This window comes from Acetobacteraceae bacterium, assembly GCA_039613835.1.
Lineage (GTDB): Bacteria > Pseudomonadota > Alphaproteobacteria > Acetobacterales > Acetobacteraceae > Sorlinia.
In genome coordinates, this window is sequence record CP154827.1 from 342501 (window position 1) to 361571 (window position 19071).

At 57.6% G+C, this 19071-nt stretch carries 23 protein-coding genes, 1 tRNA gene, 2 rRNA genes and 1 pseudogene (1 of these 27 cut by a window edge); 16 read left to right on the forward strand and 11 right to left on the reverse strand.

All coding sequences use genetic code 11. From position 1 onward, the window contains the following. The 4 genes from AAYR33_01975 to AAYR33_01990 all read left to right on the forward strand — a co-directional run. A 23S ribosomal RNA gene (locus AAYR33_01975) occupies positions 1-992 on the forward strand; it begins 1747 nt to the left of the window's first position. A gap of 169 nt (positions 993-1161) precedes the next feature. Continuing rightward, positions 1162-1276 (forward strand): 5S ribosomal RNA (rrf, locus tag AAYR33_01980). Positions 1277-1338: 62 nt separating this feature from the next. Beyond that, positions 1339-1415 (forward strand) — tRNA-Met (locus tag AAYR33_01985). Between the two features lie 266 nt (positions 1416-1681). Then, a complete protein-coding gene (locus AAYR33_01990; GenBank protein XAO71747.1) occupies positions 1682-2269 on the forward strand; it encodes a TetR/AcrR family transcriptional regulator in 588 nt (195 codons plus the stop codon). Positions 2270-2612: 343 nt separating this feature from the next. On the opposite strand, the gene AAYR33_01995 is transcribed toward AAYR33_01990, so the two are convergent. Next, positions 2613-3008, reverse strand: a complete 396-nt coding sequence (locus AAYR33_01995; GenBank protein XAO71748.1) for a MucR family transcriptional regulator — start codon at positions 3006-3008, stop codon at positions 2613-2615. Positions 3009-3604: 596 nt separating this feature from the next. On the opposite strand from AAYR33_01995, the gene AAYR33_02000 reads away from it, so the two are divergent. The 10 genes from AAYR33_02000 (at position 3605) to AAYR33_02045 (ending at position 9717) form a co-directional block, all read left to right on the forward strand. Then, on the forward strand, positions 3605-4144 hold the full coding sequence (locus AAYR33_02000; GenBank protein XAO71749.1) for a hypothetical protein: 540 nt from the start codon (positions 3605-3607) through the stop codon (positions 4142-4144). Further along, a complete protein-coding gene (locus AAYR33_02005) occupies positions 4048-4821 on the forward strand; it encodes an isochorismate synthase (protein ID XAO71750.1) in 774 nt (257 codons plus the stop codon). The genes AAYR33_02000 and AAYR33_02005 overlap by 97 nt, the downstream gene beginning before the upstream one ends. A 59-nt stretch (positions 4822-4880) precedes the next feature. After that, positions 4881-5195 carry a hypothetical protein gene (locus tag AAYR33_02010; protein ID XAO72486.1) on the forward strand — a complete coding sequence of 105 codons (315 nt, stop codon included), beginning with the start codon at positions 4881-4883 and terminating at the stop codon, positions 5193-5195. Next, on the forward strand, positions 5093-5536 hold the full coding sequence (locus AAYR33_02015) for an isochorismatase family protein (GenBank protein XAO71751.1): 444 nt from the start codon (positions 5093-5095) through the stop codon (positions 5534-5536). Before AAYR33_02010 ends, AAYR33_02015 begins: the two co-directional genes overlap by 103 nt. A 47-nt stretch (positions 5537-5583) precedes the next feature. Beyond that, entirely contained in the window at positions 5584-6039 is a 456-nt protein-coding gene (locus AAYR33_02020) for an SDR family NAD(P)-dependent oxidoreductase (GenBank protein ID XAO71752.1), read from the forward strand. A gap of 1 nt (position 6040) precedes the next feature. Further along, positions 6041-6304, forward strand: coding sequence for an SDR family oxidoreductase (locus AAYR33_02025; protein XAO72345.1), 264 nt, complete (start codon positions 6041-6043; stop codon positions 6302-6304). A gap of 110 nt (positions 6305-6414) precedes the next feature. After that, positions 6415-6960 (forward strand): ABC transporter transmembrane domain-containing protein, encoded by a 546-nt coding sequence (locus AAYR33_02030; protein XAO71753.1) that lies wholly within the window; start codon positions 6415-6417, stop codon positions 6958-6960. Positions 6961-7133: 173 nt separating this feature from the next. After that, entirely contained in the window at positions 7134-8081 is a 948-nt protein-coding gene (locus AAYR33_02035) for an ATP-binding cassette domain-containing protein (GenBank protein ID XAO71754.1), read from the forward strand. A 222-nt stretch (positions 8082-8303) separates the two neighbouring features. Continuing rightward, complete coding sequence (locus tag AAYR33_02040) at positions 8304-8960, forward strand: ABC transporter transmembrane domain-containing protein (GenBank protein XAO72346.1); 657 nt, start codon at positions 8304-8306, stop codon at positions 8958-8960. Positions 8961-8988: 28 nt separating this feature from the next. Then, positions 8989-9717 (forward strand): ATP-binding cassette domain-containing protein, encoded by a 729-nt coding sequence (locus tag AAYR33_02045; GenBank protein ID XAO71755.1) that lies wholly within the window; start codon positions 8989-8991, stop codon positions 9715-9717. 106 nt (positions 9718-9823) lie between these two features. On the opposite strand, the gene AAYR33_02050 is transcribed toward AAYR33_02045, so the two are convergent. Both AAYR33_02050 and AAYR33_02055 read right to left on the reverse strand, forming a co-directional pair. Further along, a complete protein-coding gene (locus AAYR33_02050; protein ID XAO71756.1) occupies positions 9824-10435 on the reverse strand; it encodes a 4'-phosphopantetheinyl transferase superfamily protein in 612 nt (203 codons plus the stop codon). A gap of 185 nt (positions 10436-10620) precedes the next feature. After that, positions 10621-11841 (reverse strand): annotated as a pseudogene (locus AAYR33_02055) (AMP-binding protein). Here AAYR33_02055 and AAYR33_02060 point away from each other — a divergent pair. Next, positions 11777-12196, forward strand: a complete 420-nt coding sequence (locus tag AAYR33_02060) for a hypothetical protein (GenBank protein XAO72487.1) — start codon at positions 11777-11779, stop codon at positions 12194-12196. The pseudogene AAYR33_02055 and the gene AAYR33_02060 overlap by 65 nt on opposite strands. Here the strand turns inward: AAYR33_02060 and AAYR33_02065 are convergent. Both AAYR33_02065 and AAYR33_02070 read right to left on the reverse strand, forming a co-directional pair. Further along, a complete protein-coding gene (locus tag AAYR33_02065; GenBank protein XAO72347.1) occupies positions 12168-12848 on the reverse strand; it encodes an alpha/beta fold hydrolase in 681 nt (226 codons plus the stop codon). The two genes, AAYR33_02060 and AAYR33_02065, sit on opposite strands and share 29 nt — an antisense overlap. A 41-nt stretch (positions 12849-12889) precedes the next feature. After that, positions 12890-13711: a hypothetical protein gene (locus AAYR33_02070; protein ID XAO71757.1), complete on the reverse strand. Its 822-nt coding sequence runs from the start codon at positions 13709-13711 to the stop codon at positions 12890-12892. A 3-nt stretch (positions 13712-13714) separates the two neighbouring features. Here AAYR33_02070 and AAYR33_02075 point away from each other — a divergent pair, with 3 nt between their 5' ends. Then, positions 13715-13837, forward strand: coding sequence for a hypothetical protein (locus AAYR33_02075; protein ID XAO71758.1), 123 nt, complete (start codon positions 13715-13717; stop codon positions 13835-13837). Positions 13838-13997: 160 nt separating this feature from the next. Here the strand turns inward: AAYR33_02075 and AAYR33_02080 are convergent, their stop codons facing one another. The 6 genes from AAYR33_02080 to AAYR33_02105 form a co-directional block, all read right to left on the reverse strand. Beyond that, complete coding sequence (locus AAYR33_02080; protein ID XAO71759.1) at positions 13998-14180, reverse strand: hypothetical protein; 183 nt, start codon at positions 14178-14180, stop codon at positions 13998-14000. Between the two features lie 149 nt (positions 14181-14329). Beyond that, positions 14330-15814 carry a methyltransferase gene (locus tag AAYR33_02085; GenBank protein ID XAO71760.1) on the reverse strand — a complete coding sequence of 495 codons (1485 nt, stop codon included), beginning with the start codon at positions 15812-15814 and terminating at the stop codon, positions 14330-14332. Between the two features lie 87 nt (positions 15815-15901). After that, a complete protein-coding gene (locus AAYR33_02090) occupies positions 15902-16246 on the reverse strand; it encodes a hypothetical protein (GenBank protein XAO71761.1) in 345 nt (114 codons plus the stop codon). Positions 16247-16318: 72 nt separating this feature from the next. After that, complete coding sequence (locus tag AAYR33_02095) at positions 16319-16705, reverse strand: hypothetical protein (GenBank protein ID XAO71762.1); 387 nt, start codon at positions 16703-16705, stop codon at positions 16319-16321. A 90-nt stretch (positions 16706-16795) separates the two neighbouring features. Continuing rightward, positions 16796-17977, reverse strand: coding sequence for a condensation domain-containing protein (locus AAYR33_02100; GenBank protein XAO71763.1), 1182 nt, complete (start codon positions 17975-17977; stop codon positions 16796-16798). A gap of 93 nt (positions 17978-18070) precedes the next feature. Beyond that, positions 18071-18880, reverse strand: a complete 810-nt coding sequence (locus AAYR33_02105; GenBank protein XAO71764.1) for an SDR family oxidoreductase — start codon at positions 18878-18880, stop codon at positions 18071-18073. Positions 18881-19071 lie beyond the last annotated feature (191 nt).

The following is a 19071-nucleotide window of genomic DNA, read 5'->3' on the forward strand; positions in this document are numbered from 1 at the left end:
CCCGGTAAACGGCGGCCGTAACTATAACGGTCCTAAGGTAGCGAAATTCCTTGTCGGGTAAGTTCCGACCTGCACGAATGGCGTAACGACTTCCCCACTGTCTCCAGCATCGGCTCAGCGAAATTGAATTCCCCGTGAAGATGCGGGGTACCCGCGGTCAGACGGAAAGACCCTATGAACCTTTACTGCAGCTTTGCAGTGGCATCAGAGACATTCTGTGTAGGATAGGTGGGAGGCTATGAAGCATGGGCGCCAGTCTGTGTGGAGCCATCCTTGAAATACCACCCTGACTGTCTTTGATGTCTAACCGCGACCCGTAAGCCGGGTCCGGGATCCTGCATGGTGGGCAGTTTGACTGGGGCGGTCGCCTCCCAAAGTGTAACGGAGGCGCGCGATGGTGGGCTCAGGTCGGTCGGAAACCGACTGTCGAGTGCAATGGCATAAGCCCGCCTGACTGTGAGAGTGACAGCTCGAACAGAGACGAAAGTCGGCCATAGTGATCCGGTGGTCCCACGTGGACGGGCCATCGCTCAACGGATAAAAGGTACTCTAGGGATAACAGGCTGATCTCCCCCAAGAGTCCACATCGACGGGGAGGTTTGGCACCTCGATGTCGGCTCATCACATCCTGGGGCTGGAGCAGGTCCCAAGGGTTCGGCTGTTCGCCGATTAAAGTGGTACGTGAGCTGGGTTTAGAACGTCGTGAGACAGTTCGGTCCCTATCTGCCGTGGGTGTAAGAGACTTGAGAGGATTTGTCCCTAGTACGAGAGGACCGGGATGAACATACCTCTGGTGCACCGGTTGTCGCGCCAGCGGCACCGCCGGGTAGCTAAGTATGGACAGGATAACCGCTGAAAGCATCTAAGCGGGAAACCTACCTCAAAACAAGGTCTCACAGGGCCGTGAAAGACCATCACGTCGATAGGCTGGGTGTGAAAGCGTGGTAACACGTGCAGCTGACCAGTCCTAATCGCCCTTGATTATTCACATCAACGCCGCTCTCCCTAACAGGAAAGCAGCATGCACATACATAGCAGTCATCCACGCATCCAAAGCGTGTCTCTCATCTCATCCTCCTCATCCTCCTCAACCCGTCTCACTCATTAAGAGAGACAGGGCATGCACCAGCCTCTCCACCCTGCAAAGGGTGGGCCAGATGACCTGGTGGCCATGGCGGGAGATTTCCACCCGATCCCTTCCCGAACTCGGCCGTGAAACGCCCTAGCGCCTATGATACTGCAGCTTAAGCTGCGGAAAAGTCGGTCGCCGCCAGGTCTCCTGATCCACCCAAATCAAACCTGTAACAATAGGGGGTCAAGTCACTCATCCCCCACCAGCGCGGGGTGGAGCAGCCCGGTAGCTCGTCAGGCTCATAACCTGAAGGCCGCAGGTTCAAATCCTGCCCCCGCAACCATCACAATCATACTCAATCTGACAGGCTCCTCTGCTCATAGGCCACAGGTTTCAACCGTCACCCCCTTCTTAACAAGACTTGCGCTACAAAGCACGCCGACCTCCATCGTTACAAACCACCGACCCACACCCCAGCCAACTTAAAAGCGTCCAGAAAACGCCGGGAGGAAGCGCACATCGCCGTCGTATCGTCTTGAGACATTCGTAACTATCTGCTTAAATCTCCCGAAAATGAGGGGTGTGACCGGTAAGTGAGAGGTCCGGAAATTGTCGCAGATCCAGGTGCGAAAACGACGCAGTCATGAAAATCGGCATGAGATCCTGACGGCAGCCGTCACGCTGTTTGAGCAATCAGGTTTTCATCAGGTCGGTGTTGAAGACGTCGTGCGGGCGGCTAACGTGACCAAAACGACGCTTTACCGCCATTTCGGCAGTAAAGACGGGCTGGTTGTGGAGGTTCTGGGTGACCGCATCGATAAGGTGGAGGAAGGTCTAATCACCGCCATCACGGCGCACGGGGCGCCGCGCGCACATCTGAAAGCGATTTTTGATTACCACACAAAATGGTTTCACAAGCCCAGTTTCGCCGGGTGTCTGTTTTACCGCGCGACGGGAGAATATGCCGGCAAAAGGCGGGAAATCGCCAAGCAGGCAAAGCACAGAAGCTCAGCCTTCGTGCTGCGATACAGGCTTTTGTTGAAGAATTGGGCGTTCGTAAAAACCGCAGTGAAAACCTGGCGCGTTCTGTACTTTGCCTGCTTGACGGGGCGATCATCGCCGCCCATTCACTGGGGGAGAAAGACGCGGCTGAAAATGCGTAGCAAATGGTTAAGCTCGCCCTCAGAAGCGAATTAGATCGAGCCGTTTCGACGCGCGTCCGTTAAAGGCCGCATGGTCACTTCTCCCTTGTGGCTTCCTGAAAATCCGCCGACAAAGCCTGACCTTAGCGGGAAGCCATTTTATCAAGCAGGTTCGCAGTGTGTCGACGGGTATTCCCTCGCAATCTCGTCGGCGCACGACCTGAATCGTCAAAAGTTGAAACATCCGACACGTCACATTCAACGGTGCGGTAAGGACGCTTCTCCTCAATCTTCCGCACACGCCCCCTCCGACTGGCGGAAAGATTTGGCGCGACCGTCGGATATTCGGGCGGGAGCCCCCAATCGATAATCCTCTACCGACACGCCAAACGTCGCGCTCAGATGTTTTTGAGCGTTTTCAGACGCTTCCCATCTTCCAGACAGATAATGTAATCGGGATGGACAGATTGATGAATGGGCACGGCAGATATCAGCGCGGGGCTGGTCGCGTCTGAACGCGCATCAAGCACTTCCATCGGCTTCGCCCGGGGCGGGTCCGTCGGGTAAATATCCTTCTGAGCGCCATCAAATGACGGGCGCAGTTCAGATGTTTCCGACAGCCAAAGCGGATCCATTCGGGAAATCGTGCCGTAAATCTCCCTGACAAGCTGCGATAATTGGGCGGTCTCCATCCGTGTCGTCGCCAGATGGGCGGCCACGATGTCGATCATGGCTCTCAGGCGGGCGAGATAAATATCTTCCGAGCAATCTGGGTCATATATATCATCGGTCATTTTCGACATTGTGACAGATTTTCACCCCGAATTTTGGCAGGGACGACTTGCCACGTCCCCGTAAATGAGGTCATCGCTTCAGCGAGCTTAACCATAGCGGAAGTCCGTGGCAAGCCGATCCCTCATGAAAGATGTCCACCGGCTTTTCACTGAATCCGACCTCGGCATACAGCCCTCAGAGCCACGTCGCATGAAAAACGACCGTTCATTCCATGTGTCTCAAAGGTGGATAAACGCCGCATGACAGGCACATGAATGCCGCCACCGTTATTAAAACGATAAAGGTGGGAACGCCTTGTGTGAGAAAGATGGAACGTCCGGTCTGATATTTCTAAGTCCGCGATAAAGAAAACAACTGGTATGTCATCTCAAAACGGAAATCTGACAGCGACTTGATAGAAAGTCTCAGCGCGCCCGGTCTTCATGGTCATATTGCCCTGTAACTTGGGAAATCAATGACTTATGAAAACCGCTTTTAATGAAAACGATTATCACTTGCATCATCGGATAATCCGTGTTTTTCCAGAACAAGAGGCAAGTCCAGGACCCGTCTCGATTTCATTCAATTCGAATCATTTCGTCAAAACCGGCGGCCTATGATGATGAACCACGATCAATTATCACCCGGGCATGTGATGCATGAGGCTTTTTCATCGCATGAACGCTCTTCATCCGTAACACGACCTGGTCATACACAGGATGCCGCGCCGTCATTTTTCCTGTCATCCTTCCGTGCGTTGAAAGCATCCCGCCTTCAGAAACGCCTCAATCTAAGTCAAGCGTGCAAGCAACTTGCGGAATGGCGGGAAAATGCCGCTTTCCATTCGGGTCACGTTGTACCGACCATCATGGGGACGCTCCCCTTTGACCTTTCGGCACAGGCGGAATTATTCATCCCGACGGATATCGCGCTTACGACGCGGGAGATGCTCCAGGCGGATTGCGGGGCCGAGACGGTTGAGGAACCCACCCTTCAATCCTATCAATCCGATTTATCTGAAGCTCAATATTGCAATCTAGTCATCGACGTAAAAAGAGAATGGCGCATTCGGATCTCCGGAAACTCATCCTGGGTCGATGTGCGCGTCTGCGTTTTTCAGGACCTGTCCATGTGCCTTCCGTCGCACGGCGGTTGATTATACAAAACCAGCGAGACATGGTGTTCCAGATCCCGTTACGGGACGGCAGTACCCTTATCGGCGCCAGCCCGGAGCTGCTCGTCAGAAAAACCGGTGAGCAATTCAGTTGTCATCCGCTGGCCGGGTCCATCTCCCGTTCACCGGATCAGGAGGAGAACGCGCGCCGCAGCCAGGTGCTGCTCTCATCCGCCAAGGACAGGGACGAGCACGCGATCGTCATCGCGCAATTAAGGTCTCAACTCAGCGACTTGTGTCGTGACCTGGATATTCCCGACTCACCCAGCCTGACCCGGACGGCCACAATGTGGCACCTCTCAACCAAAGTGCGCGGGATCATACGGGACCCAAAGATGAGTGCGCTTGATCTGGCACGTCTTATCCACCCCACCGCCGCATTATGCGGCGCGCCGAAAGACCTCGCCTTTCGCACCATTGCGGCGCTTGAGCCATCGGGGCGGGGCCTCTTCGCTGGACTTGTCGGGTGGAGTGATGCGCGCGGGGATGGGGAATGGGCGGTGACGATCCGTTCCGGCATCATCAAGGGTGCTGAGGCGCGGCTCTTCTCCGGCGCGGGTATCGTGCCGGGTTCCAACCCAGAAGCAGAATGGCAGGAGATTGAGGCTAAGTTGGGCACGATGCGGCGCGCTCTGGGCTTGGAATCCGTCAGCGTGTGACGACGTCTGACGCGAGAGGCGTGCTTAAGAAATAAAATAGCGAGAGATCAGGACATCTTATGGCGATCCCGAAAATAACATCCTACCCCTTGCCGCAATGGGAACAAACCCGCCGTGAAAAAGGCGTCAAACCGCGCGTCAATTGGGTAATTGATCCGTCACGCGCGGCGCTGCTGATCCATGACATGCAGGATTATTTCCTGTCATTTTACGACGGCGATGCGCCGCTTGTGCGAGGTATGATCGCCCACATCGAAGGGCTTCGCGCTAAATGCCGCGCCCTCGGCTGCCGATATTCTACACCACCCAGCCAACGCGTCAGAGCCTGGCGGCGCGCGCTTCTAACCGATATGTGGGGACCGACCCGGGCCTGACGGATAAGGCCCCTGAGGCAGCGCGCATCGTGTCAGACCTCACGCCTGCCCCGGAAGAAATCGTGCTGACGAAATGGCGTTATAGCGCCTTTGCAAAAACTGATCTGAAAAGGCGTCTGGAGGCAACGGGGCGCGATCAACTTATCCTCTGCGGCGTCTATGCGTCGATTGGCTGTCTGGCCACAAGTCTGGACGCCTTTATGATGGATGTGAAATCTTTCCTGATCGCGGATGCGACGGCGGATTTCAGCCTGGCGGATCATGAAATGGCGCTCCGCTACGTTGAGACACGCTATGGCCGGGTGCTGAGCGCCGCCGAAGCGTGTCGGTTCCTCGGATAATGACGGTTGCGCATGAGATAACCGCCGGGAAGTCAAAAATTGCCTGAGTGACCGGCGCGGTGCAGGGTATCGGCAAGGCGATCTGCACCCGTCTTCTCTCTGAAGGTGTCTTCGTCATCGGCATGGATCAGAACCCGATTGAGGTTGATAATGTGTCGGACAGCATAATCTTCGATATTTCTGATGCTGAAGCCACACGCAAAGCGGCGGATGCCCTTCTCTCACGCGATGCGGACCCAGATTATCTTGTCCACGCGGCCGGTATATTTATGGAGGGCGGTGGCGAGACCTTGTCGCTGGAAGCATGGGACCGGCCTTTCGCTGTCAATGTGACGGGGCCATTCAACCTTATCAAAGCCGCATTGCCCGCCCTGCGTGCCGCGCAACGTGGCGCGATTGTGTTGATCGGCTCGAATGCAGCTCACATTCCCCGCTTGGGCATGTTGGGTTACGCTGCATCAAAAAGCGGCCTTTGCGGCAATGGGGCGAGGGTTGGCGCTTGAAATGGCGCCCCATCATGTCCGGTGTAACATTGTTTCGCCCGGTTCTACGGATACGGAGATGCAGAGGCGTCTCTGGAAACCAGGGTTCGGCGCGGCGGACGTGGTACGGGGCGCGCCGAATGCGTTCAGGCTCGGTGTCCCATTAGGCAAGATCGCCACGGTGGAGGATATTGCCGACATCACGATGTTCCTTCTCTCCGATCGTGCCGGGCATATCACCATGCAGGATATCGTCGTGGGTGGCGGGGCTAGTTTAGGGGCTTAAATCTGGGGGTTTCAATATGCGCAATGATACATTGAAATCGCTGCGCAAACCGGTCCGAACACTGATAAGTGGCGGCATCTGGCTTGGCGCGTTGGGCGGGGTCTCGGCACTTGTTCCGCTATTTCGGGTTGGCGGCGCTGGCCGATGCGCTGCAAACCGCTCCGCCTGACCTCCATCGCATTGCGATCCTGGCGGCCCTTATTGTCATTTGTGCAGTCTTGGGCTGGCTGGCCACAACTTTGGCAATGGGGCTGACCCATCTCGCGGATGAGCGCCTTCAGGCGCGCCTGCGGGGTCAGATCATCACACATCTTGGCGTCCTCCCGCTCGGATGGTTTACCGGGACGCATTCAGGCATGGTCCGCAAGGCGGTCGAGGATGACCTGACTGAGCTTCATTATCTGACGGCGCATCATGAGGTTGAGCGCGTGCGTGCCCTGTCTCAACCTCTCATCGGATTATTCTGTCTGTCGCTGCTCAACTGGCGCCTCGCGCTTCTCGCAATGGCCACCTGGCCGCTTTACGGCGTGGCGTATCTTTGGATGATGCGCGGATATCGTGAAAATCTGCAACATATGGACCGTGACCTCGCGACAATCAGCGCCGCGATCGTCGAGTTGGTCCGCAATATCGTCATCATCAAATTCTATCGATAGGCGCGGCAGATCCATAATGATTATGGCCAGGCCACATCGCGTTTTGCCACATTTTACGGGGGGTGGGCCGGTCGTACCGCGCGGATTGAGGCGATATCTGCCCTTCTCCTTTCTGTCCCGGTCATTATGCTGACCAGTCTCGCCGGGGGTATCCCCTTGTGACAGGCGGGCAGATGACCCCGGTCATGCTCCTCGCTGAAATCATGGTGGCCATAACGCTGCCCCAGAGTTTTCAAACTCTGCATACAGGTAATGCAGCCTTTAAGAAGGCTCAGGCGGCGGCCGAGCGTCTTGAGCACCTTCTCTCACGCCCACCCCTGCCAGTGCCAACGCAGCCGCTCAGCCCGAGCAGCGCTGAAGTCACCTTTGATCATGTCAGCTTCGCCTATGACGATGGACGTCCCGTGCTCAGTCACATTTCCTTCACCTGTGCTCCCGGGACGGTGACAGCTTTGATCGGACCTTCCGGTGCGGGCAAATCCACTTTGGCGCGGCTTGTCCCGCGATTTTATGACGTCACGGAGGGGGCCATACGCCTTGGCGGCGTCGATGTGCGTCAGCTTGACCGCGCAACCCTCTATAAACAGACGGGCTTCGTCCTGCAGGAGGTGGAATTGCCGCATGGCACCGTGCGCGACAATATCCGTCTGGGCAATATGGATGCGGGGGAAAGTGACATCATCGCGGCCGCACAGGCGACACAGATTGCTTCCGTCATCGAGGCCCTGCCGCAAGGCTATGACACAATTATCGGTGGAGGACATTGTTTCTCAGGCGGTGAGGTGCAGCGCATCGCCCTGGCGCGGATGATCCTTGCCGACCGGCTCGTCCTGATCCTGGATGAAGCCACGTCAAGCGCCGACCCGGATCATGAAGTGCAGATTCAAGCGGCGCTCTCTCACCTTGCACGCGGGCGGACGGTTATTGTCATTGCGCATCGACTCGCCTCCATCACCCATGCTAACCAGATTCTGGTCCTTGCGGACGGTCGGATTGTCCAGAAAGGCCGCCATGAGGCGCTGATCACGCAGGATGGCTGTTACAAAGATCTGTTGGAGGTCGAAAACCGGGCGCAGCCTCTCCCGCATCTGGCCGAAACGGAAAGTGCCCTGTCATGCTGAATTCCCTGCGCAGCCTGCTGATGCCGGAGCAGATCCGGCTTATCCGGAACTACCTCATCCTCCTCGCTGTCAGCGGGCTTTGTGAAGCGGGCACGACCCTGCTTCTGATATCGGTAACGCAATCCCTCATGACACACGCCTATGAGCGTCTTGAAAGCTGGATGATTGTCCTGACCATCGCGGATCACCTGCCTTCTGCGTTATTGGCAGACGGTGCGGGGGATGGGGCTTTCCGTGGTGGTTCTGCGCACGGTGCAATCCCGGTTGGGACAGCATATGGTGCGCTTGCCATTGGGCTGGTTCACAAAGGAGGTCAGTGGTCAGGTTTCACGCTGTGCGACATTCGGCGCGATGGGGCTGGCCAGTGCCCTATCACATTTACTGCCAGCACTTCTTTCCGACATCGCGGTGCCGCTTCTGACAAGTGGCGCGATGATGTTGCTGGACTGGCGTCTCGGCATCGTGGCCCTTGGCGGCGCAATCGACGCCCTCGCCGCCAATTCCCAGATCAGCAAATCGATCATCAGGGGGGAGGCGCCATCGCATGAAGCGACCGTCACGCTCAATAATCGCGTTATCGAATTCGCACGGTGTCAGGCCACCTTGCGCGCCTTCTGTCACGAGACTGCCGCTTATAAGCCGTTGACCCGGGCGCTTGAAGCTAGGAATGCGGCGGGCCAATCTCTACTGGCAACCACATTCCAGAAAGTCCTGATCAGCGGGCTGAGCGTGCAGCTCGTTTTCACGGTGCTGGTGGGGGTTGGGCTTTTTCTCACCCTGTCAGGGGGCTCGCCGTGCCGCGACTCATGGCTTTCCTCGTTCTCGCGGCCCGGTTTTCCGGCGGGCTGGCAATGCTGGGCGCGCGCATGGGTGTGCTAGGTATGATCAGGCGGGAATTGCCGCCATCATGAATGAACCGACCCTGCCAGAAGCCCCTCATCGCAAAAATCTCAGTGCGCCGGGTGCCATCACATTCCGATCCGTCGATTTCGGCTTTCATCATGGCGATGCCATTCTGCATGATGTGACGTTTGACGTGCCACAAGGGAGCGTGACCGGGCTGATCGGACCTTCCGGCGCGGGTAAAAGCACCCTCCTCGAATTAATGATGCGGTTTTATGACCCGGCAAAGGGGCAGGTCCTGATCGGTGGTGTCGACCTGCGCGAACTCCCGACAGATCAGCTCACGGACCAGATAGCCCTTGTCTCACAGGATGTCTTTCTGTGTGCAGAGTCGATAGAGGATAATATCCGCATCGGTAACCCGGATGCGTCGGAAGAAACATGGCGCCATGCCGCCCGTCTTGCGCGCGTCGATGCGCTCGTTGCGCAGTGGCGTCATGGATGGGCCACACAGGTCGGGGAAGGGGGATGTCAGCTCTCCGGCGGTGAGCGTCAAAGAGTTACCCTTGTCCGCGCGCTTCTTAAAAACGCGCCGATCCTCCTGCTGGATGAAGCGAGTTCAGCGCTCGACGCCTTGAATGTGGCCGCGTTTCAGGATGTGGTGAGGCGCTTACGCGGAAAAACGACGATCATGATGATCACCCACCAGCTTGAGACCGTTATGCACGCGGATTACCTTCTGACATTGAGGCTGGTCGCATTGTTGAAAGTGGCACGCCCGCAGATTGCTTGACATCTCAAGGTTACTTTGACCGGTTCTGTCATGAACGGCGCCAGGCACTGGGGTGACGCCTGACGGGTTGAAGGGCCCGCCCGCTGAGTCTAGCGGCATCCGCGAGTTAGAAACGACACCAGGTCACGACATGGTCTCCAAAAAACTGATATCGCACCGTGATGCGGGTACCGCCCCTTCGGCGAGAACTCCAGTCTTTCGTGAGTGTAAAAACCATCAAGGCGGGCGTGATTGAGGTGAGGGCGGCAGCGTGAAAATCTTCAAACTGAAGTGTGGCGGGGAAGAGGGCTTTAAAAAGCGCCTCTTTCGCGGAAAACATCAATGTAACGCCCGTCTCTAACTCACTTCTCTCCCGTATCAATCGCCACTCAAGGGGCGACGCCACCAGACTCGCAATATTCTTCGCCGTTTCCGTCCCTGTGATTCGCTCAATATCGACCCCGATCTGGTCGCCTTGATTTTTTGGCGCAACAAGGCTGATCGCCCATTTCCGACTGTGACTGATGCTCCCGACCCGGGAAGCGGGCCAATTGACCAGGCCATTATCCAGACGGTGCAGCGGGGCTGGGCCATCAAACCCGCTATCCCTCAGCGCTTTTAAGGCGCAATAACGTCCGGCTAGAAAGGCGCGCCGACGCGTCAGATGCGCGTGCTCAAGTGACGGTGGCAGCAAATCGATCATGCTCGTCGTCTCACGGATTTCATGTAAAGCGATCATGCGCGCGGCGACGCCGTTTTCCGAAAATGAGAGGGGACAGGTCCCGGCATTGTGCAGGTCGCGGCACGATATTCTGTCACACCGCATCATTCAGCGGCGGGGTCGCCGCCTCCGCCCCGCCGCGCGCTTCAGGGGGCGTGATCGCGAGACCCATTGATTGCAATGACAGCACGGATCGCTTCAGATCATCGATCCCGCTTCTGCGCAAGCGCGACAAGTTTCTTACGGTCAAGCTTCCCGACGGCAGTTTGCGGCCAGAGGGAGATCCACGCATATTGATCCGGAATTTTATAGGCGGCCATGCCCTTTTCCCGCAGAAATTCCCGAATGGCGAGGTCGGACAATTTGCGCGACGCGTCTCTGAGGAAAGCGCGGATGCGTTCCCCGAGATGCGGGTCAGGCGCCGCCACCGCGATTTTCTCTCCCGCGCGGTTGATCTCCTCCTTCAACCGTCCCATGACAGTGATGTTACCGTCTGCATCCTGACATACGAGGTCACCGGTGCGGTAATAGCCCTCTGTCGTAAAGGATACGGCATTATGCGCGGCTGCATTATAATACCAGCTGATTGTGTAGGGTCCGCGCGTCAGGAGTTCACCCGTCTCCCCCGGTGCCACCTCATGGCCGTCCATATCGACAATCATGATGTCATCTTCCCACGACATGGGGCGTCCCTGTGTATTGAGGATGACATGCTGCGCGTCATCAAGCCGCGTGTAATAAATCAGCCCTTCCGCCATGCCGTAAACCTGCTGGGTGGTGGTATTAAAGACCTGTTGCGCCTGCTTAACTAACGTCGTATCAACCCGCGCCCCGCCGATCTGAAGAAGACTGAGGCTGGAGAGATCGCTGCTTTACCATGTCCACGCCTCAATCCAGAGGCGCAGTAAGGGCGGCACGAGCACGATGTGGGTGACGGAATCTCTTACGATCAGCGGCATGATTTCATCGCATGAAGCCGCGTTTTCCAGCACCACCCGGCCCCCGCGGGAAAGCACACCTAAAATGCCGGGGCTGGAAAGGATGAAATTATGCGCACCCGGCAGGATGGCAAGATAGACGGTAGTTTCATCCACACCCGCCATCTCGGCGGAACGAAGAAAAGTGAAAGCGTAATCCGCATGGGTGCGCGGGATGAGCTTGGGCGTGCCTGTCGTCCCGCCTGAAAGGAGAAGCAGGGCGAGATCGGTGAGGGCGGGTGGTTGGACCGGATGGAACGGCGCATCCAGCGCGGGAAGTTGCAGAAAATCCGCGAGAAACGTCCGTGCCATCCAGCACAATGAGGCGCAGGAAGGGATGCGCCTGCTGAAGTGACCGGGCAAGAACCTCATACTGAAATCCATGAAGTTCTCGCGCGGCAAAATAGGCAACGGGCTGCGCGTTTGCGACCAGCGCGCTGAGATCATGCAATCTCTGCGCCGGCATGGCCATGATGGGATTGATGCCAAGGCGAAGCGCGGCCAGCAGAGTCGTGACAAGGCCGATGCTGTTCGGCATCTGGATCAGGATACGATCGCCTTTTTTCAGCCTCGAATTTTGAAGGGCGCCAGCCAGACGATCAACGCGATGGTCCAGAGCGGCGTAAGTCATGCTTTCATCGCCATGCACCAATGCGATGCGGGTCCCCCATTTACGCGCCCACTCTGTCAGCATCTCACCGATTGGCGCTTTGAGGGCGATGCCGTCGATTGTAAGCGGCCTTGTGGAATGGGCGAGATCGTGATCAGGCTGGTCAAGCATGGTCAGCACCCTCCATCTTGACGACATTATCCGCATGGGCCGCGACGATGTGACTCAAAAAACCTTCCGGGTCGCGCGTGGGATAAAAGTGATCGCCGGGAAATGTGACGGATCGGACAAGGCGGTAAAGCCACGGCGTCCAGGCCAGAACCTCCGCCGTAAGCGCCTCCTGATCATCCTCACCCGACATCAGCATTGTCGGCGTCTGAATGAGGCGCTTCATGTCATCGCGCCCATAGGATTCCGTCGCTGAAAAATCCCCGCGCAGCATCGGCATGAAGATTTCCAGGATCAGGGGATTATTTTTGACCATACGACCGCTCAGCCTTGTGCGAGGTTTAAGATGTGGGGCATGACATCCGGACAAAACCAGCAAATCCGGTGACCTCCCTGCGGCTTCCAGCCTGAGGCATGTTTCAAAGGCGATCTGCGCGCCCATACTATGTCCGGCGAGGATGATGCGTCGGTTTCTGAAACCGGCATGAAGGAGCGCGTCCGCGACCTCATCTGCCAGGGCGGTGACGTCATAAGTCAGAGGGTCATCCATCCGGTGATCACGACCGGGATAAGTAACCATGGCGATATCAAGCGCTGGTGACGTGACATGCCGCCACTGCCGGAAAGCGCCGATTCCGACGCCCGCATGGGCACATGATGATGGTGAGATCTGAATGCGTCTCGTTAAGCGGTGTCAGACAACTGGGGTGCGCGATATTATTCACCATATTCTCTCCCATGCAGAGGACGTGGCGCATGTATTGATGTGCAGGGTTTCAGGCGGTGTGACATTGTGCTCATGCGCCGGGGCCGGTGCAGTGCAGAATGGATTGCCACGCGGCGGCGACTTGATATTGATGTGACGCGTGCGCGTATAACGGCGTCCTCGCCATCCAAAGCCGTGCAGATCGCCTCAAGCAGGCGTCGCACGCAGGTCGGGGCATCATGCTCGAAAATCCGTTGCCATGTCTCCGGCCCCTCATGCAGGATCTGCCGCGCTGGCAGTTTGAGGCGCAGACGTGTCTCAGGCGGGCCGTCATACAGGGTTGTGCTGGCCTCCATATGGGCGGGGTCAAACCAGTTACCCACCCATATGACCGGGCCGTAACTTGAGGTCAGGCTGAGGTAACCTTCCTGCCAACCCAGCAATATCTGGTGCATGACCAGACTGTGCATGTCTGGATCTTCCAGATCAATGTAGTTTTGCAGGAAGAGTGAGATATCAGTCCGGCCGCAGGTCAGACGCAATGAGTCAGCATGGAGCCCGTTCAGGATCCTTGAAGACGTTTCCGGCAGGGTGATCGGATGGGCCATTACCTGAAGCAGCAGGTCGAGGCCGGAATAGAGTAATTGCCGGCTCGTGGTAAGGGTGGCGATCTGCGGGGCGACGCGGATTTGAATCTGACGGGCCGTGTCGATCCAGATTTTCCCGGCTGTCGCGCTGCTGTAAAAGCTGCTGACCCAATAAACCCGGCGCAATTCGCGTGCCAGTTTCTGCGGGCGGGCGACTTCCTCCGGGTGGACGGGATGTTCCTGCACGACATGAAGGCCCCGGCACAGCAGGCTTTCCGCCAGGCGGGGACGCCCTCACCCCCGACGATGGTGGAGCGCACAACCACGCAGGCCATGTCGATATCCCGGGGCACGTCTTCAAGACGCGTATAAAGCGGCACCCCGAAAGCATGGGCGAGTTTACGCGACCGCTCACTGCCATTGGCCATGATCACTGCCAGAGGGACACCGAGCATATCATCAAGGAAAGCATTGGCGTAGATCTCACCAAATTTCGTACCGACGATCAGAACGCGGCGCGGGTGTCTCTCCGTCATGATACGGTGACTCCCAACCACTCATTGACGCGTTTGGCCACCTCAAGCGCCCATTTTTCATGAAGCAGGAGAGACCAGTGATCTGTTGGCAATGTCTGATATTCCGCCTGCTGAAAATAAGGGGGACAGTCTTCCGCCGCGCCCCCCAATGTTGAGGCCGTGAGGCGGCGCGAATGCACAGGCAGCGTCGCGGTGGCTCAAAATCAATGTCATGCCCCCGCAATAATTTCAGCAGACTCAAAGTCTGTTGCAGCATCGCGTCGCTGATCGGAAATTTTCCGGCCAGTGTGTCGGGTCGCGCAGAAATCCGCTGCCAGAACCGGCTCAATCAGAATAAGGTCAACGCTCTTCCCGCGTCGTGAGACGATCCGCGTGCATGATTGCGCGAGGAACGCGCCATATGACCAGCCAAGCAAGGTAAGCGTGCCGTCAATTCCGGCTGCCAATATGAACTCGGCATAGCGCATGGCGAGGCCGTCAAGAGTTTCGATCCTCGCCAGGGAGGCGAGCTCCAACCCGTAAGTCGTCGCTTCAAGATGTTGGGTGAGTGGCAGATAGGCCGCAACGCCCAACATCTTGAAGCATGGAAAACGAAGATATGCATTCCCGCCTCCTTCCGCGTGAGGGTAATCGGCGCGTGGCCGCGATGGGCTGCGGGCGGGGTGAGGGACGCGCAGAATGAGCGCAATTGCGGGTTGGCGAAAAGCCGTTGCAGGCTGACACCCTCAAACCCGGCACGGGCAAGATGGGCCACCACGCGGGTCGCGATCAGACTGTCCCCGCCCGCGTCGAAAAAGTCACTTTCGAGGGAAGTGGGCCGTCCCAGAAATTCCCGCCAGATTTTGAGTACGGCGTCCTCAACGTCATTCGGGAGAGTATTGGAGGGGCGTATCGTCAGGTCGTCATGTTCAGCCTGTTCCGTCTCAGAGGTTTTGCGGCGTGGGGAATGCAGCGTCTCTCGCTGGCGCAGGGTCAATGTGGGCAGGTCCATGCCATGGCGCGCGCGTAAACGCTGCGCAATCGTGGTGAAGTCCGGTCGGTGGATGCGCGTGGCTGTCGCGAGGATCAGATGTTGGCGCAGAGGTGACGCGGCTTCCTTCGGATAAGTGAGGGGGACGTCGAAACCATTCTGCACCAGAAGCTCCCGCCAGCGCGGCATGGGGAGGAAGGCCTCATGGGTTTGGTGTCGGAAATCATGATAGCCATGGAGACCCTCCAGAAAGCCAATTGTTGCCAGTTGGAGGGCGGAATGAGGTTCTGTCGCTTCGATAATCACGAATGCGCCACCGGGTTTGAGCAGCCTGCCCATGCGCCGCAATGTCCGCCCGATATGCGTGGCATCATGCAGGACATTACCTGCGATGACCACATCGTAACCCCCTTCGATCATGAGACCTGCATCAAGCGGGGCATTAATGTCGAGGCGTTGAAACGCCATGAAATCATGGCCCCGGAAAGCCCGTCGCGCCTCATTCAAAAAGAGCGCCGATATGTCAGTAAACACATAGCGGGCAATACGGTGTGCGATGGCGGGGAGGAGGGTGCGTGTCGTGGCCCCCGTGCCGCCGCCGATTTCGAGAATGGAGATGGGGCCGTCAGATGACTCAGCGAGATGGGCTGCGACGGTTCTGGCAACATCATGGAGATGTTGCGAGACGGGATTCGTCGCGTAGAAAACATCCATGATCCGATGTTGCTCATCATAAAGCAGATCCAGCGCATTCGCTTCACCGGTGAAGAGCCGACCATGGTGCGTCGTGCAGCGCGCAAGATAATCGAGGAGTTTCGCCACCCAAGCGGGGATGCCCGCCATTGGCGCTTCTATTTCAGGCGCGGCTTGTTCCTGAATCGCGGTAAAGAATGCCCCGTCCTGCGTCAGAATGTGCGTCGTAACGAGTTTCTAAAGCCACTGCATCAACAACCGATGATGCTTCGGTATGATGTTGAGCGCTCTCCTGATGTCGGTAAGAGCGTGCTTTTGATCGGCATGGGTGAAAAGACCGGCGTGACGCAAGGTGCGCATTAATGCCGCAAGCGCACGAGTTTCAATAAGCGTCCAGGTCCGGCTGACCTCATCGCACAAATCTGTCGAGAGCACGGGAAGAAGCGACGGAGGCGGCGTATGGGCAGGGTGAAGCGGCGTTTCGGGAGAGGCGTTGATAGCGTCTGTAACGACGTCAATCATGCATTGCTCCGGGACGGAGAAGTCAGCCTGCACCCGCGCAATGCCCGGCAGGCTGCGCATGTCGCTTTCAATCGTCCGACAAAGGCGGGTCGCGGTGTCTTCACATCCTCGCCAACGCGGTACGGGGTCATACTAATGCCCGTCAGGGTGAAGAGCAGCAAGGATTGTCTCTTCCATCAGTTCCGGCTTCTCAGCCAGGCCACGCAGCAAATGGGTGTAGGTCGTGAAAGCGTCGGCACAAAAATTTTCTGCAAGGACATTATCCCTGCCATACCAGTTGAAAACCAGCGCCCCTTCAATTTCCATCACCTGATGGTCAAGCCAGACTTGCGGCGTCTGGGTAAAAACATGGGTCGGGTCGCCAAGAAAACTCTGTATAGCCTGGTCAATACTCAGGCCGTCCAGAGTCATCCCCAACATGCTGGTAAAGACAATGAGCATTTGCGGCGCTTGGGCGTGGCCCTGAATTCTGGCCAGCTCACGCAGAAGCTCGACGCCATTGACCTCTTTATGTTGCAAAGCGGCCTGAAGTGCTTCAGGACCGACGTAAAATCCCCAATTACATGATCAATTTCCTCATGCACGGCCTGACGGTCAAACATGGTGAGGTTAAGGGTAAATTCCGGCTGCCGCGCCCAGATTTCCAACGTGCGCGCAAATATTGTCAGGAGTCCGACGGAAGGCGTCACCCCCCCAATTTCTCCAGCGCGCCTTGAGGGCCTGCCAGTCTTCCGCCTCGATGCGTCCCGTCAGCGTCACAAGCCGGGGCCGGAAGGGTTGACTTTGAGTATTGAGTGGCAGGGCGGGGGACGGGGGCAGGTCGTAAAGGCCGTCGCACCAATAAACCCAGTCTGCCTGCCATGCGGCACTTTCCCGCCGCGCGGCCTCTGCCATGACATAATCTCGGAAAGTGATGGAGAGCGCCGGGAGGGTCTCACCCCGATAGGCGGCGGCGAGGTCATCCATCATGATTTTCAGGCTGCGCACGTCGAATAAAAGGAGATCGAGATGCAGGTGCAGTCGATAACGGTGCTCATCACATGTTGAAATGGCGATGTCGAAGAGAGGCCAGCGATCCGTCGGCAGAACGCGTGATGAAAGCGCCTCCCGGAATGACAGAAGATCTTCCTCACGTTGTGCTGGCGTCAGTTCGGTCACGTCACGTCGGGTAGGGGTGTAAAGAGGGACTGATTCAAGGACATGTTGCTGGCCGTCAGATGCAATGATGATGCGCAGCATGTCGTGACGCCGGATCAAAGCGTTCCATGCCGCCGTGAAGCGATCCGGGTCGATCTGACGGCGGTCAAGATCCCACTCGAAAAGAATGTGACAGGCGATCCCGCCATAGGCGATGAGCTCCGTTCGGCCCACCCAGTAAGCATTTTGGATCGGCGTCAGCGAAAAGGGGGCGAAGCGGTTTTTATCGTCATGTTGCAGATGGATGGCGGCGGGCGGGGATATCTCCGCATGGCGCGTCACGTGGAGAGATTGCGCGATGGCGTTGATCGTCTTTCCCGCATCGATCATGCGCGCGTCGAGGCGTCGGGTGCTGCGCTTCTCAATGAGGCTCCGCAATTCGAGCAGAAGGAGGGAATCCACGCCTAATTCGACCAAGGTTCTGGTCCGGTCGATCGCTGTGATATCGAGCAGGCGCAGAAGCGTCCCGATTATTTGTGCCAGCCAGTTTCCCGCCTCATCCTCCGTCGCAAAATGGATGCGTGAACCGTCCTGCCTGGCGGGCTGGGATGTCGGGAGGCACGGGAGCGTTGATAAGGTCACGGTGAATGTCATTCAGAGCGTCAGGGATCAGGCGCATCGCCAGGCGGTTCCGCCGGGACCGCATCACCGCTTGCTCAAGGTGCCAAAGCCCTTCGCCCGGCGTGATCAACCCCATACCCTGCGCGGCGAGGCGGCTCTGAAGCCCGTCATCATCGGCCCTGCCGAGTCCGCGCCAGGCACCCAGGCGATGGATATCACTTTCAATGCCGTGTCGCTTCGTTGCGCCTCCGCAAACCCGTCGAGATACCCACAGGCTGAAGCATGGGCCGTCTGTCCGGCCGTGCCCATCATCGCCGCAGCGGAAGAATAAAGGAGGAGGTAACGGCTGCCATGCGCGGCCAGCCAGCTTTGCAACGCGTCAGAAGCTTCCGCTTTGACGGCCCAGACACGCTTGAATGCCGCTTCATCCTCCTCTGGAATAAGGCTGTCCTCGATCAGCCCGGCCGCATGGATGACGCCGGCAACACCGCCCTCCGCAGCGAGTTCCTCAAGCGCACCCGTGAGCTGATGGTGATCCGCCACATCGCAGGGCAGCCAACGCAATGTCGCGCCATACGATATCCGCGTCCTTTCTGCGAAATCCCGCCAATCTGCAGGAGCACGTGGTGCCAGGATTGCAATCTGCGCGGCGTGATGCGCGGCCAGCCAGGCGATCGTCAGGCGGCCAAGCCCGCCAAAACCACCTGTGACAACATGCCACCCTGGAATATCGAATGCGGACGGGGGTAACGGTTGGGCGTTCGCGGAAAGCGGCACAATGCCTTGTCGTCTCGCTGTGCCATCCCTCACCATCACGAAGCGCGCTCCCCCTTCAACGCCGCATAACCCGGTGAGGAGATCCGCCGCTTCTGACGAATGGTCAAGGTCGATAATCGCTATTTTGTGCTGGGGACATTCCTGCATCGCGACTTTCATCAGCCCCCACACGGCGCGGTGCGTCGGTTGGACGGGGCGTCCTGACCATGTGACGAGGCATTTCGGGTCACGATCACAAGCGGGGTGGCGGCCCTCTCGGTGATATGATGCTTCACCGTCTGCAACAGTGCGAGAGGATCCGTTTTTCCAACGCGGAGGAGGTGGAGTATCATGCGCGACGCTTCGATGAG